Source organism: Pseudomonas sp. LD120 (assembly GCF_009861525.1).
Classification (GTDB): Bacteria; Pseudomonadota; Gammaproteobacteria; order Pseudomonadales; family Pseudomonadaceae; genus Aquipseudomonas.
Genome location: NZ_WVHL01000005.1, coordinates 1738956 through 1751436, shown reverse-complemented (window position 1 = coordinate 1751436; position 12481 = coordinate 1738956). Strand labels below are relative to the sequence as shown.

General features: G+C 62.0%; 12 protein-coding genes. 8 read left to right on the top strand and 4 right to left on the bottom strand.

The features are described 5' to 3' along the window. Positions 1-111: 111 nt before the first annotated feature. Together PLD_RS22345 and PLD_RS22340 are read left to right on the top strand one after the other, a co-directional pair. On the top strand, positions 112-1053 hold the full coding sequence (locus tag PLD_RS22345; protein ID WP_159896597.1) for a folate-binding protein YgfZ: 942 nt from the start codon (positions 112-114) through the stop codon (positions 1051-1053). Positions 1054-1091: 38 nt separating this feature from the next. Continuing rightward, positions 1092-1913: an HDOD domain-containing protein gene (locus tag PLD_RS22340; protein WP_159896595.1), complete on the top strand. Its 822-nt coding sequence runs from the start codon at positions 1092-1094 to the stop codon at positions 1911-1913. Between the two features lie 4 nt (positions 1914-1917). On the opposite strand, the gene PLD_RS22335 is transcribed toward PLD_RS22340, so the two are convergent. Next, the gene (locus tag PLD_RS22335) at positions 1918-3303 is read right to left on the bottom strand and encodes a sensor histidine kinase (RefSeq protein WP_159896593.1); all 1386 of its coding nucleotides are present in this window, start codon (positions 3301-3303) and stop codon (positions 1918-1920) included. After that, positions 3296-3967 carry a response regulator gene (locus PLD_RS22330; protein WP_159896591.1) on the bottom strand — a complete coding sequence of 224 codons (672 nt, stop codon included), beginning with the start codon at positions 3965-3967 and terminating at the stop codon, positions 3296-3298. The genes PLD_RS22335 and PLD_RS22330 overlap by 8 nt, the downstream gene beginning before the upstream one ends. Positions 3968-4202: 235 nt before the next feature. Between PLD_RS22330 and PLD_RS22325 the strand changes: the two genes are divergently transcribed. From PLD_RS22325 to PLD_RS22305, 5 genes are read left to right on the top strand one after another with little or no spacing between them, the layout of a single operon-like run. After that, positions 4203-5495: an OprD family porin gene (locus PLD_RS22325; protein ID WP_159896589.1), complete on the top strand. Its 1293-nt coding sequence runs from the start codon at positions 4203-4205 to the stop codon at positions 5493-5495. A 59-nt stretch (positions 5496-5554) separates the two neighbouring features. Next, positions 5555-6541: a tripartite tricarboxylate transporter substrate binding protein gene (locus tag PLD_RS22320; protein WP_159896587.1), complete on the top strand. Its 987-nt coding sequence runs from the start codon at positions 5555-5557 to the stop codon at positions 6539-6541. Positions 6542-6599: 58 nt separating this feature from the next. Next, on the top strand, positions 6600-7058 hold the full coding sequence (locus PLD_RS22315; RefSeq protein WP_159896585.1) for a tripartite tricarboxylate transporter TctB family protein: 459 nt from the start codon (positions 6600-6602) through the stop codon (positions 7056-7058). A gap of 1 nt (position 7059) precedes the next feature. Then, positions 7060-8574: a tripartite tricarboxylate transporter permease gene (locus tag PLD_RS22310; RefSeq protein ID WP_159896583.1), complete on the top strand. Its 1515-nt coding sequence runs from the start codon at positions 7060-7062 to the stop codon at positions 8572-8574. Continuing rightward, positions 8567-9598, top strand: a complete 1032-nt coding sequence (locus tag PLD_RS22305; protein ID WP_159898189.1) for an AbrB family transcriptional regulator — start codon at positions 8567-8569, stop codon at positions 9596-9598. Before PLD_RS22310 ends, PLD_RS22305 begins: the two co-directional genes overlap by 8 nt. 192 nt (positions 9599-9790) lie before the next feature. Here the strand turns inward: PLD_RS22305 and ung are convergent, their stop codons facing one another. Then, positions 9791-10483: a uracil-DNA glycosylase gene (gene ung / locus PLD_RS22300; protein ID WP_159896581.1), complete on the bottom strand. Its 693-nt coding sequence runs from the start codon at positions 10481-10483 to the stop codon at positions 9791-9793. Between the two features lie 132 nt (positions 10484-10615). On the opposite strand from ung, the gene PLD_RS22295 reads away from it, so the two are divergent. Then, the gene (locus PLD_RS22295) at positions 10616-11728 is read left to right on the top strand and encodes an enoyl-CoA hydratase/isomerase family protein (RefSeq protein WP_159896579.1); all 1113 of its coding nucleotides are present in this window, start codon (positions 10616-10618) and stop codon (positions 11726-11728) included. Positions 11729-11803: 75 nt separating this feature from the next. On the opposite strand, the gene PLD_RS22290 is transcribed toward PLD_RS22295, so the two are convergent. Continuing rightward, positions 11804-12187: a hypothetical protein gene (locus tag PLD_RS22290; protein ID WP_159896577.1), complete on the bottom strand. Its 384-nt coding sequence runs from the start codon at positions 12185-12187 to the stop codon at positions 11804-11806. Positions 12188-12481: the final 294 nt, after the last annotated feature.

The following is a 12481-nucleotide window of genomic DNA, read 5'->3' as shown; positions in this document are numbered from 1 at the left end:
GGCACCGGAGGACAGTCGGCTTTGGTCGGTCACCGACTATCCTTTGTGAACTATCCATTTCAGGGGCGCCCCCTTATCATGTGCCCCAGACTTTTTACCCTGCGATGAACCATGGCTGACTCCGCTTTTTTCTGCCCCCTGTCCCACGAAGGCGTGCTCGCCGTCCGCGGCCCTGATGCCAGCAAATTCCTTCAGGGCCAGTTGACCTGCAACCTCAACTACCTCAGTGATGGCCAATCCAGCCTGGGCGCCCGCTGCACCCAGAAAGGCCGTATGCAATCGAGCTTCCGCATCCTGCTGCAGGGCGACGGCTGCCTGCTGGCGATGGCCAGCGAGCTGATCGAGCCGCAGTTGGCGGATCTGAAAAAATACGCGGTATTCTCCAAGGCCAAGCTCGCCGATGAGAGCGCCAGTTGGGCACGTTTCGGCCTCACCGGCGGACAAGCCCTGCTCAGCAGCCTGGGCCTTGAACTGCCCGATGAAGAGGGTGCGGTGGTCCGTACCGACGAGTTGATTGCCGTGCGAGTGTCAAACGGCCGAGCCGAACTTTGGGCTTCCCAGCCACGCGCCGATCATCTGCGCCAGCAATTGGCCGCAGAGTTACCTCAAGGCGACCTGAACCAATGGTTGCTGGGCCAGATCCGCGCCGGCCTTGGCCAAGTCATGCCGCAGACCCGTGAACTGTTCATCCCGCAAATGCTCAATCTGCAGGCCGTGGGCGGCGTCAGTTTCAAGAAAGGCTGCTACACCGGCCAGGAAATCGTTGCGCGCATGCAGTACCTAGGCAAGCTCAAGCGGCGCCTGTATCACCTCGCCTTGCCCAGCGGCGAACTCCCCGTACCCGGCACCCCCTTGTTCTCCCCAACCCACCACAGCGCCGTCGGCGAAGTGGTTCTGGCTGCCCAGGCGCCAGATCAAGTGGAACTGCTGGCCGTATTGCAAGCCGAGGCCGTAGAAGACGGCCATCTGCACCTGGGAACACTCGAAGGGCCGGGCCTGCAACTGCTGGACCTGCCGTACGAACTGGATCGCGACCGCGAAATCCAACGCTGATCACCCGCGCCCTTTTGCCCCCACCCTAGAGAATTGAAATGACTGAGCTGGCGGAAAAGGTCCAACAGGATTTGGTAGAGGCCATCGACAACGATGATCTGGTTCTGCCAACCCTACCGGAGGTGGCCATGCAGATTCGCCAGGCCGCCGAAGACCCGGAAATCAGCGTCAGCAGCCTAAGCAAAGTCATTGGCCGCGATACTGCGTTGTCGGCGCGGCTGATCAAGGTGGTCAACAGCCCATTGCTGCGAGCGGCCCAGGAAGTCACCGACTTGCACACCGCCATCACTCGCCTGGGGGTCAATTACAGCAGCAACCTGGCCATCGGCCTGGTGATGGAGCAGATCTTCAATGCCCGCTCTGAAGTGGTCGCGCAGAAAATGCACGACGTCTGGCGCCGCAGCCTAGAAGTGGCCGGGGTCAGCTATGCCCTGTGCCGCAACCACACCCAGCTCAAACCCGACCAGGCAGCGCTGGGCGGCTTGGTGCACCAGATCGGCGTACTGCCGATTCTCACCTACGCCGAAGATCACTACGAACTGCTGTCCGATCCGGTCAGCCTGAATCACGTGATTGAAAGCATTCACCCACTGCTGGGAAACAAACTGCTGCGGGTCTGGGAATTCCCCGAACAGTTGGTGGAAATTCCCATGCACTACCTGGAACTCAGCCGCCAGTCTGCCAAGATCGACTACGTCGATCTGGTCCAGGTAGCGATGCTGTATTGCCACAAAGACACCGATCACCCGCTGGCACGCGTCGACATCCTCAACGTGCCAGCCTTCAAGAAGCTGGGAGTCGATCCAGACAACAAAACCCTCCACGACGATCTGCAAGAATCACGTTCAATGCTCTACTGAACCCTCAGTCTGCGATGAAGCTCACCCGCACCTTCAACCCCGTGGGCTCGCCGTCGTGCAGACTGATTTGGGCCAGATGGGCGCGACAGATTTCACCCACGATCGCCAGCCCCAAGCCTGAACCGGCAACCTGCTGATTGCGCCGGTAGAAGCGTTCAAAGACCCGGCCACGATCCTCCAGGGGAATACCCGGCCCGTCATCCTCCACCTCCAGCACCCCCGGCGCGGACACCCGCAGCACCACATTGCCGCCCGACGGGGTATGGGCCAGGGCGTTGTCCACCAAGTTGCTCAGCAGCTCATTGAGCAAGGTCGGCTCGCCTTTGAGCCACACCGGCTCGTCGGCCTCCAGGGCCAGCGCCACGCCTCGGGCGTGGGCCAAAGGCGCCATGGCCATCCCGAGTTCACGGGCCAGTTGGCTAAGGTCGAGTAGCTGCGCGCCCCCCTCGGAGATGGCCCAGGCACCATTTTCCACCCGAGCCAGGGACAGCAGCTGATTGGCCAAATGGGTCAAGCGATCGGTGCCCTGAGCCGCGCATTCCAGGGTCGAGCGCCAGGTGTCCGGCTCGTTCGAACGCAGGCCCAACTCAAGACGGGCCTTAAGTGCCGCCAGCGGTGTACGCAACTCGTGTGCGGCGTCGGCAATGAACTGCGACTGACGCTCAAACTGTCCGCGCAAGCGCTCGGTGAAATGGTTCAAGGCGCTGACCAGTGGCCACAACTCGCGCTGCACCGACACCAGGGGCAAGGGCCGCAGGTCATCCGGCTGGCGCTCCTCCACGGCACTGCGCAAGCGTTCCAATGGCCGCAAGGCCGCACTCACCGCAAACCACACCAGCAGCAAGGCGCCGATTGCCAACATCCCCAAGCGCAACAGGGTATCGGCCATCAGGCTTCGGGCCATGGCGACCCGCGCCTCTTCGGTTTCGGCCACGCGGATCTCCGCCATGCCATTCATGTTCGGCTCACTGACCGCCTTGAGCAGACTGACCACCCGCACATTCTGGCCCTGATAAATGGCGTCATAGAAACGCGCCAAGGCCGGATAATCATCAGTACGCGGGGTGCCCGGTGGCGGCCCGGGCAGGTTTTCATAACCGGAGATCAGTTGCTGGTGAATGTCGTTGACCTGGTAGTAAATACGCCCGGCACTGTCGTAGGCAAAGGTATCCAGGGCCACGTAGGGCACATTGGCGCTGAGGCTGCCGTCACGCTGAGACAGGCCGGCCGCGATGGTCCGCGCCGAGGCCAGCAGGGTTCGGTCATAAGCGGTGTCGGCAGCCTCGCGACCGTTCCAATAGGCACTCAGACCGCTGGCCAACATCAACACCACCAACAACAGCGCCAGGTTCCACAATAATCGCCACCGCAGGCTGCTGGGCTTATGCATCGCGGCTTTCCAGCAAGTAACCCAGACCACGGAAGGTGACGATGGCGACCGCATGCCCATCAAGCTTCTTGCGCAGACGATGGATGTAGATTTCGATGGCGTCCGGGCTGGCCTCCTCGTCCAGGCCAAAGACCTGGGACGCCAACTGCTCCTTGCTCATCACCCGACCGGGACGGGCGATCAGTGCCTCAAGCACCGCTTGCTCGCGGGAAGTCAGGTTCAGCAATTCTTCGCCCAGGGCAAAACGCCGGGTATCCAAGTCATAGATCAGCCCCCCGCAACGCTGCTGGCGTTCACCGCCCAGCACGCTCCGGCGCAACAGCGCCTTGACCCGGGCTTCCAACTCAGTGAGTTCGAAAGGTTTGGCCAAGTAGTCGTCGGCCCCCAGATTCAAGCCATGAACCCGATCCTTGACGTCGCTGCGAGCGGTGAGCATCAGCACCGGCAGGTTCTTGCCCCGGGCCCGCAGGCGCGCCAGCACCTCGAAACCGTCCATGCGCGGTAGGCCGACATCGAGGATCGCCATGGCGTATTCCTCACTGCCCAGGGCCAGATCGGCGGCCACCCCATCGTGCAGCACATCCACGGTCAAACCCGTGGTCTTGAGCGCCTGGGCGACACTTTCGGCCAGTTGCAGATGGTCTTCAACGAGCAGGACTCGCATGGAAACTTACCTCGTTTCTGGGGGATCGACGCCACTCTTTGGCGCGGAGTGTACCGCTGCAACCGTCGCTGTGAAGCCCGAAAACCGTGAAAACGCAATGAAAGGTTAGCGAAAGGTTAGCCCTTTAGAGTCCGCCCAAGGGCAGCCCCGACTGCCCTGGCCGTGATGGTCGCTGACACGCAAAACGCCTTGAAGCGTTTTCGTCAAAATAAGAACAATAACGGAGTACTCCAGAATGCCATCCATCCACCCTCAAGCTGCGCTGCCTGCTCGTTTTCCCCGTCTGAGTCCGACGGCTCTGGCCGGTGCTGCCGCCCTTGCCGGTTTCGCCCCGCTCTGCCAGGCCGCCTTCTTCGAAGACAGCAGCGCCACTTTCGAAACCCGCAACATGTACTTCAACCGCGACTTTCGCGACGGCACCAGCGCCCAGCAATCCAAACGCGATGAGTGGGCCCAGGGCTTCATGCTCAATCTGCAATCGGGCTACACCGAGGGCACCGTGGGTTTCGGCCTGGACGCCTTGGGCATGCTCGGGGTCAAGCTCGACTCCAGCCCCGACCGCGCCGGCACCGGCCTGCTGCCCACTCACGATGACGGACGCGCGGCCAACGAGTACTCCAAGCTCGGCCTGACCGGCAAAGTGAAAATCTCCGCCACCGAACTGAAATTCGGCAGCCTGATCCCCGAGTTACCGATCCTCAAGTCCAACGACGGGCGCATCCTGCCGCAGACCTTCGAAGGCGGTTTGCTGACCTCCAAGGAGATCAAGAACCTGACCTTCACCGGTGGCCGCCTGAACAAGGTCAAGGATCGCGATGACAGCAACTACGAGGACATTCGCCTCAACAACAAGAACAGCCGTTTCGCCGGCAGCGCAATCGGCAAACATTTCAATTTTGGCGGCCTGGACTACAAGTTCAGCGACAAAATCACCGGCCGCTACCACTTCGCCCAACTGGACGATGTCTACCAGCAGCACTTCCTTGGCCTGGTGACTTCGCAGTCCATGGGCCCGGGCACCTTCTCCAGCGACCTGCGCCTGGCCATCAGCGACGACCAGGGCCAGGCCCGCGGCGGCAAGATCGACAACACCGCCCTCAACGGTTTGCTGAGCTACGCCCTCAATGGCCATAAACTCAGCGCGGGCTACCAGCACCTGTCCGGTGACAGCGCCTTCCCCTACGTGGATGGCAGCGACCCGTACCTGGTGAACTTCGTGCAGATCAATGACTTCGCCGGCGCCGATGAGCGCTCCTGGCAAGCCCGCTACGACTACGACTTCGCCAAGCTGGGGATTCCTGGCCTGAGCTTCATGACCCGTTACATCAGTGGCGACAACATCGCCCTGAAAAACGGTGACACCGGCAAAGAGTGGGAACGCGATACCGAGATCAAGTACGTCGTGCAAAGCGGCACCCTCAAGGATGTCGCCGTGCGCCTGCGCAATGCCACCTACCGTTCCAATTACTCGGCTCGCGATGCCGATGAAGTGCGCCTGCTGGTGAGCTACAGCCTGGCCCTGTGGTAACCCCACACGCCTGGCCCTCTGAAACAGACAGACCTACAACAACTCCTGTGGAGACCCTCATGAACCTTTCATTGCGTACCCTCGCCCTCGCCACCGGTTGCATGCTGTTCGCCGGCCAGTTAATGGCCGCATCCGCCGAGCCCAAGCGCCCGGAATGCATCGCCCCGGCCTCCCCTGGCGGCGGCTTCGACTTGACCTGCAAGCTGGCGCAAAGCGCCCTGGTCAACGAAAAGATCCTCAGCAAACCCATGCGAGTGACCTACATGCCCGGTGGCGTCGGTGCCGTGGCCTACAACGCCGTGGTGGCCCAACGTCCCGCCGACGCCGGAACGCTGGTGGCCTGGTCCAGCGGCTCGCTGCTGAATCTGGCCCAGGGCAAGTTCGGTCGTTTCGACGAAAGCGCGGTGCGCTGGCTGGCGGCAGTGGGCACCAGCTACGGCGCCATCGCGGTGAAAAACGATTCGCCCTACAAGACCCTCGACGATCTGGTCCAGGCCCTGAAGAAAGACCCGAGCAAGGTCGTCATCGGCTCGGGCGGCACCGTGGGCAGCCAAGACTGGATGCAGACCGCGCTGATCGCCAAGGCCGCCGGGATCAACCCACGGGACCTGCGTTACGTTGCCCTGGAAGGTGGTGGTGAAATTGCCACGGCGTTACTGGGCGGCCACATCCAGGTCGGCAGCACCGACATCTCCGACTCCATGCCACACATCGAGGCGGGCAACATGCGCCTGCTGGCGGTGTTCTCCGAACAGCGCCTGGATGACCCGGAAATGAAAGACATTCCTACCGCCAAGGAACAGGGCTACGACATCGTCTGGCCGGTGGTGCGCGGTTTCTACCTCGGGCCGAAAGTCACCGACGAAGAATACGTCTGGTGGAAAAACGCATTCGACAAGCTGCTGGCTTCCGAAGACTTCGCCAAACTGCGCGACCAGCGCGAGCTGTTCCCCTTCGCCATGACCGGCCCTGAGCTGGACACCTACGTAAAAAAACAAGTGGCCGACTACAAGATCCTGGCCAAAGAGTTCGGCCTGATTCAGTGACCGCCCCTTGCTGACGGCCCGGCCCTCGCGCGTCGAGGGCCGCGCCCAGGAGTTAGCCATGCTCGTTCAACGTATTTTCGCTGCGGTGCTGCTGCTGGCCTGTGCCGGACTGGCACTGATGGCCTGGCCGTACCAAGCGGCCTTTTCCTACGAACCTGTGGGCCCAAGGGCCTTTCCTTTGCTGATGCTCGGGCTGATGGCCATCGCCCTGCTGTACCTGCTCTTTCGGCCCACTCCAATTCAGCACAGCGAGGACGAACCACCACTGGATCGCGCCACCCTGACCAAGATCGGGGTTTGCGTGGCCTTGCTTTTGCTGTTTGCCGGCACCTTCGAACCCCTCGGGTTCATCGTTGCCAGCATTCTCGCCGGGGTTCCCATGGCCCGGCTTTACGGCGGCCGCTGGCTGCTCAGCCTGCTGATCATCAGCCTGCTCAGCATTGGCCTCTATTGGTTGTTCGACCGGGTCATGGACGTGCCACTGCCCCTCGGCCTGCTCGACGTTCTGGAGAATTGATATGGATACCCTCAGTTATCTGGGCCACGGATTCGGCGTCGCGCTGACCCCGTACAACCTGGTCACCGCCCTGTCCGGCACCCTGATCGGCACCGTAGTCGGCCTGTTGCCGGGCCTGGGCCCGATCAACGGCGTCGCGCTACTGATCCCCATTGCTTTCGCCCTCGGCCTGCCGCCGGAATCGGCGCTGATTCTGCTGGCAGCGGTGTACCTGGGTTGCGAATACGGCGGACGTATCAGTTCGATCCTGCTCAATATTCCCGGCGAAGCCTCCACCGTGATGACCACCCTCGACGGCTACCCCATGGCCCGTAAAGGCCTGGCCGGCGTGGCCCTGTCGCTGTCGGCGTGGAGCTCGTTCATTGGCGCCTTCATCGCCACCTGCGGCATGGTGCTGTTCGCCCCGTTGCTGGCGAAATGGGCGATCGCCTTCGGCCCGGCGGAGTACTTCGTGCTCATGGTGTTCGCCATTGTCTGCCTCGGCGGCATGGCCGGCGACCGACCGCTGAAGACCTTCATCGCCGCGCTGATCGGCCTGTTCCTGTCAACGGTGGGCATCGACGCCAATAGTGGCGTGTACCGCTTCACCGGAGACAACATCCACCTCACCGACGGCATCCAGTTCGTGGTTCTGGTTCTGGGCCTGTTCTCCATCAGCGAGATTTTGTTGCTGCTGGAGAAAACCCATCGTGGCCAGGAAGCGGTAAAGGCCACCGGACGCATGATGTTCAACGTCAAGGAAGCCGCGTCGGTATTTGCGGTAAACGTGCGCTGTGGCGTGCTGGGCTTCATCATGGGCGTGCTGCCCGGTGCCGGGGCGACCCTGGCCAGCGCCGTGGCCTACATGACCGAAAAACGCATCGCCGGCGCCAGCGGCACCTTCGGCCAGGGCGACAAGCGCGGGCTGGCCGCGCCGGAAACTGCCATCGGTGGTGCCGCTTGCGGCGCCCTGGTGCCCATGCTGACGCTGGGGGTTCCAGGCTCTGGCACCACCGCAGTGATGATCGGCGCCCTGTCGCTGTACAACATCACCCCCGGTCCGCTGTTGTTCCAGCAGCAGCCGGATATCGTCTGGGGGCTGATCGCCTCGCTGTTCATCGCCAACGTCATGCTGGTGATCCTCAACATCCCAATGATCCGCGTCTTTACCCGTATCCTCGCCGTGCCGAACTGGGCGCTGGTGCCGGTAATCGCCATCATCACCGGGATCGGCGTCTATGCGGTGCACGCCACCACCTTCGACCTGTTCCTGATGATCGCCATCGGGATCTTCGGCTACATCCTGCGCAAGCTCGACTTCCCACTGTCGCCCGTGCTGCTGGGCTTCATCCTCGGCGGTTTGATGGAGCAGAACCTGCGCCGTGCGCTGTCGATTTCCAACGGCGCGCTGGAGATCCTCTGGTCGAGCCCGATCACCCTTGGGGTCTGGGTACTGACGGGGATCATGCTGCTGGTGCCGATACTGCGGATCTGGCGCAAGCGTGCTGCCCAGCAACGTGCCGTTGCCGATGCCTGAGGTCCGCCTCAAACACTGGTGGGGTACGCCCCTGGTCGGTCTGGCTGGCGGTTACCTCGCCAGCCAGATCGGTTGGCCACTGCCCTGGATGGTCGGCTCGCTACTGGCAATCATCCTGGTGCGCTGCCTGACCCCCTGGCAGTTGGCGGAAATCCCCGGCGGACGCAAATGCGGTCAGTGGGTGGTGGGAATCGGCATCGGCCTGCACTTCACGCCCTTGGTGATGGCGCAGGTCATGAGTCATTTCGGCCTGATCTTCTTCGGCGCCCTGGTCACCAGCCTGTCCAGCGTGATCGGGGTCTGGTGGCTGCGGCGCACGGGAGAAGACCGGGCGACGGCGTTCTTCTCCAGCATGCCTGGCGGGTCCGGGGAGATGGTCAATCTCGGCGCCCGCAATGGTGCGCAGCTCAGCCGCGTAGCTGCCGGACAGAGTCTGCGGGTACTGACCGTGGTGCTGTGTGTGCCGGCGGCCTTCAAGTATCTGCTGGGGGAAGGCACCCCGGCGCTGCATGCAAGCACCGTGGACTGGACGTGGCTGGCCCTGCTGTTCCCGGCGGGTGCGCTGCTGGCCTGGCTCTGGCAGCGTCTGCGCCAGCCCAATCCCTGGTTGTTCGGGCCCTTGCTGATCAGCGCCACCTTGAGCATTGCTTACGACCTGCACATCGGCCTGCCTGATGGCGCCAGCCAATTGGGCCAGTGGCTGATCGGCAGTGGCTTGGGCTGTCACTTCAATCGGCAGTTCTTTCGCCAGGCGCCGTCGTTCATGGGCCGGACCCTGATTGGCAGCACCTTGAGCATGCTGATCGCCAGCCTCGCGGCCCTGGCCCTGAGCGTGCTGACCCACCTGGACTTGCGCTCGTTGACCCTGGGCATGATGCCCGGCGGCATCGCGGAAATGAGCCTGACCGCCGAGACCCTGCAACTGTCGGTGCCTCTGGTGACCGCGATGCAGGTGATGAGGTTATTGTTCGTGCTGTTTCTCGCTGAACCGTTATTCCGTCATTGGAACAAGGGGCCCTTGTAGCCGCTACGCATGGCCTTCACCCGGCCCCCTTCGGGCCATACGCAACCTGCGGCAGCGGCTACACCCGACTCAGCACCCGCTGCTGACTCCGGGCACGCGGCGAAAAGCTCCGCAGGACCTTGCCTGACGCTCGCCCAGCGAACCTTTAGCGCCTTCAAAGGCCCTGCCTCTCCTCCCAAGCCCTGTTTTTTTTCACAACGGTGGCAAGCGCCACTCAATCGGCGTCTCGCCGTTCTGCTCAAGAAACTTGTTGGTGCGGCTGAAATGCCCGCAACCGAGAAAGCCACGGTACGCCGACAAAGGCGAGGGATGTACCGAGGTCAGCACCAGGTGTTTGGTGGCATCGATCAGTTTCTGCTTGCTCTGGGCATGGGCGCCCCATAGCAGGAACACCAGGTGCGGCTGGTGTTCGCTGACCACTTCGATGATCCGGTCGGTGAAGAACTGCCAGCCCTTACCGGCATGGGACGCAGCATTGGCCCGCTCCACGGTCATGGTGGTGTTAAGCATCAACACGCCCTGGTCGGCCCAACTTTGCAGGTAGCCGTGGTTGGGAATATCGATATTCAAGTCGCGCTTGAGCTCTTTGTAGATGTTCACCAGCGACGGCGGTGCTGGCACCCCGGGCTGCACCGAGAAGCACAGGCCATGGGCCTGACCCGGCCCGTGATAAGGATCCTGACCGAGGATCACCACCTTCACCTGATCCAGCGGCGTTGAATTCAAGGCATTGAAGATCATCGGACCCGGCGGATAGATTTCCTTGCCAGCTGCATGTTCCTGGCGCAGAAAAGCCCGCAGCTCGGTCATGTAGGGCTGCTCGAATTCAGCACGCAGCGCCGCCTTCCAGCTCGGTTCGAGTTTGATACGATCGTCAGCAGTCATGGCCATGCCCGTGAAAAAACAGTGGCCGCACCCTAGAAAAGCCGACTTCGCTTGTCAATTGATCTGACACAGAACCGGCACTTTCCCTACCAGCGATCATACTAATCGCTCATATTCTCCATCGAGGTCACGATGAACCTGCACGTCGAAGAACTCACCGGCACCGATGGCGCACGCATCGCCATTGCCACCCTGGATGCGGAAAAATCCCTCAACGCCCTGTCTCTGTCCATGATCCAGCGGCTTAGCGAACACCTCGACGCCTGGGCCAAAGATCCGCAAGTGGTCTGCGTACTGCTGCGAGGCAACGGTGCCAAGGCCTTCTGCGCCGGTGGCGAGGTGCGCAGCCTGGCTCAGGCCTGCCTGGATCACCCGGGCGAGGTGCCCGCCTTGGCCGGGCATTTTTTCGCCGCTGAATATCGTCTCGACTATCGCTTGCACACCTACCCCAAGCCGCTGATCTGCTGGGGCCACGGCTATGTGCTCGGCGGCGGTATGGGGCTGCTGCAAGGCGCGAACATTCGCATCGTCACCCCCAGCAGTCGTCTGGCGATGCCAGAAATCAGCATCGGCCTGTACCCCGATGTGGGCGCCAGTTGGTTCCTTTCACGAATGCCCGGCAAGCTCGGGCTGTTTCTCGGTCTCACCGGCGCCCATATGAACGGTCGCGACGCCCTGGATCTGAACCTTGCCGACCGCTTCTTGCTGGATGAACAGCAAGAAGCGTTGATCGAGGGCCTGCTGCAATTGAACTGGCAGGAACAAACCCCGAGGCAACTCAACAGCCTGCTCAAGGCCCTGCAACAGGAAGCACTGGAGCAGATGCCCGAAGCCCAGTGGCTGCCGCGCCGGCAGCAGATCGATCAATGGTTGGATGTCAGTGATGTGAGCAGTGCCTGGCGTGCCATCAGCCCATTACGCAGTCACGCCGACCCGCTTTATAGCCGTGCGGCCAAAACCCTCAGCGAAGGTTGCCCGCTGACTGCGCACCTGCTGTGGGAACAGATCCGCCGCGCCCGCTATCTGTCCCTTGCCGAAGTGTTCCAGATGGAATACACCCTGAGCCTGAACTGCTGCCGGCACCCGGAATTTGCCGAAGGTGTGCGCGCCCGCCTGATCGACAAGGATCAGCAACCGCACTGGCATTGGGCTGATATCAACAGCGTGCCGGAAGCGGTGGTGGAGGCGCACTTTCACAAGGCCTGGGAAGGTCGCCATCCCCTGGCAGACCTGACGGACTACTGATCAGCCGCGGTCGCCAGCAAGGTCAAGGTCGGCGGAACATGCGCCCGCTGCCGGCAAAAGCGGCTGCGGGGTTCGCTACCAGTGACCGCGATCCCCCCGGCCACGGTCACCGTGGCCATGAGAATCACGCCCGCCGTGTCCGCCCCAATCTCGACTGCCGGCGTTACTGTGCCGGTCATGCCCGGCGCGCCCGGGGCTCGGATAAGGCCGATACCTCGCGCGCGGCGACGGATAATAGCCCGTGGCGGGCGGGTAATAACGTGGCGCAACCTGGTAGTAACGGTGGGTGTAGTCACCACGACCCGTGGAGTAATAGGACGATCCGCCACCGTATTCATAGACGGGCGCGGGGGAGCTGTAGATGTCTGAGCGGTAATAGCGGGTATCTGCGCCGTAGTACGGAGCACACGCAGAAAGGCTCAAACCCAGTAACGCAATCAGTAGAATTCGACGATGCATAGCGGCCTCCTGGACCGCGAAGAAGCCACGCCAGCGACGCTGGCAGGCGGCAATCAGCAACAGGCTGACTGACGCAATGTAAGACCACAAAAAGCCCTTGCAGTGCAATTTTTGCAATACCTTGATACAACTCTCGAACGCACCCCGCGCGCCTGTTTTCCAGCGCCAAAAAAATATACCGAACGACCGCCAAGCCACAGCCTTCAAGGCCCGCGTCGATTGTCCAAGCACCACAATTTCGTCGCGTGATGAGCGAGTTATTTCCGGGCGCTGCCACTAGAATGCGTCATCAGG

Coding starts and splice junctions, on each gene's coding strand:
- PLD_RS22310 (WP_159896583.1), top strand. CDS start 7,060: ATGGATACCCTCAGTTATCTGGGCCACGGATTCGGCGTCGCGCTGACC.
- PLD_RS22290 (WP_159896577.1), bottom strand. CDS start 12,187: ATGCATCGTCGAATTCTACTGATTGCGTTACTGGGTTTGAGCCTTTCT.
- PLD_RS22335 (WP_159896593.1), bottom strand. CDS start 3,303: ATGCATAAGCCCAGCAGCCTGCGGTGGCGATTATTGTGGAACCTGGCG.
- PLD_RS22315 (WP_159896585.1), top strand. CDS start 6,600: ATGCTCGTTCAACGTATTTTCGCTGCGGTGCTGCTGCTGGCCTGTGCC.
- ung (WP_159896581.1), bottom strand. CDS start 10,483: ATGACTGCTGACGATCGTATCAAACTCGAACCGAGCTGGAAGGCGGCG.
- PLD_RS22305 (WP_159898189.1), top strand. CDS start 8,567: ATGCCTGAGGTCCGCCTCAAACACTGGTGGGGTACGCCCCTGGTCGGT.
- PLD_RS22295 (WP_159896579.1), top strand. CDS start 10,616: ATGAACCTGCACGTCGAAGAACTCACCGGCACCGATGGCGCACGCATC.
- PLD_RS22345 (WP_159896597.1), top strand. CDS start 112: ATGGCTGACTCCGCTTTTTTCTGCCCCCTGTCCCACGAAGGCGTGCTC.
- PLD_RS22325 (WP_159896589.1), top strand. CDS start 4,203: ATGCCATCCATCCACCCTCAAGCTGCGCTGCCTGCTCGTTTTCCCCGT.
- PLD_RS22320 (WP_159896587.1), top strand. CDS start 5,555: ATGAACCTTTCATTGCGTACCCTCGCCCTCGCCACCGGTTGCATGCTG.
- PLD_RS22340 (WP_159896595.1), top strand. CDS start 1,092: ATGACTGAGCTGGCGGAAAAGGTCCAACAGGATTTGGTAGAGGCCATC.
- PLD_RS22330 (WP_159896591.1), bottom strand. CDS start 3,967: ATGCGAGTCCTGCTCGTTGAAGACCATCTGCAACTGGCCGAAAGTGTC.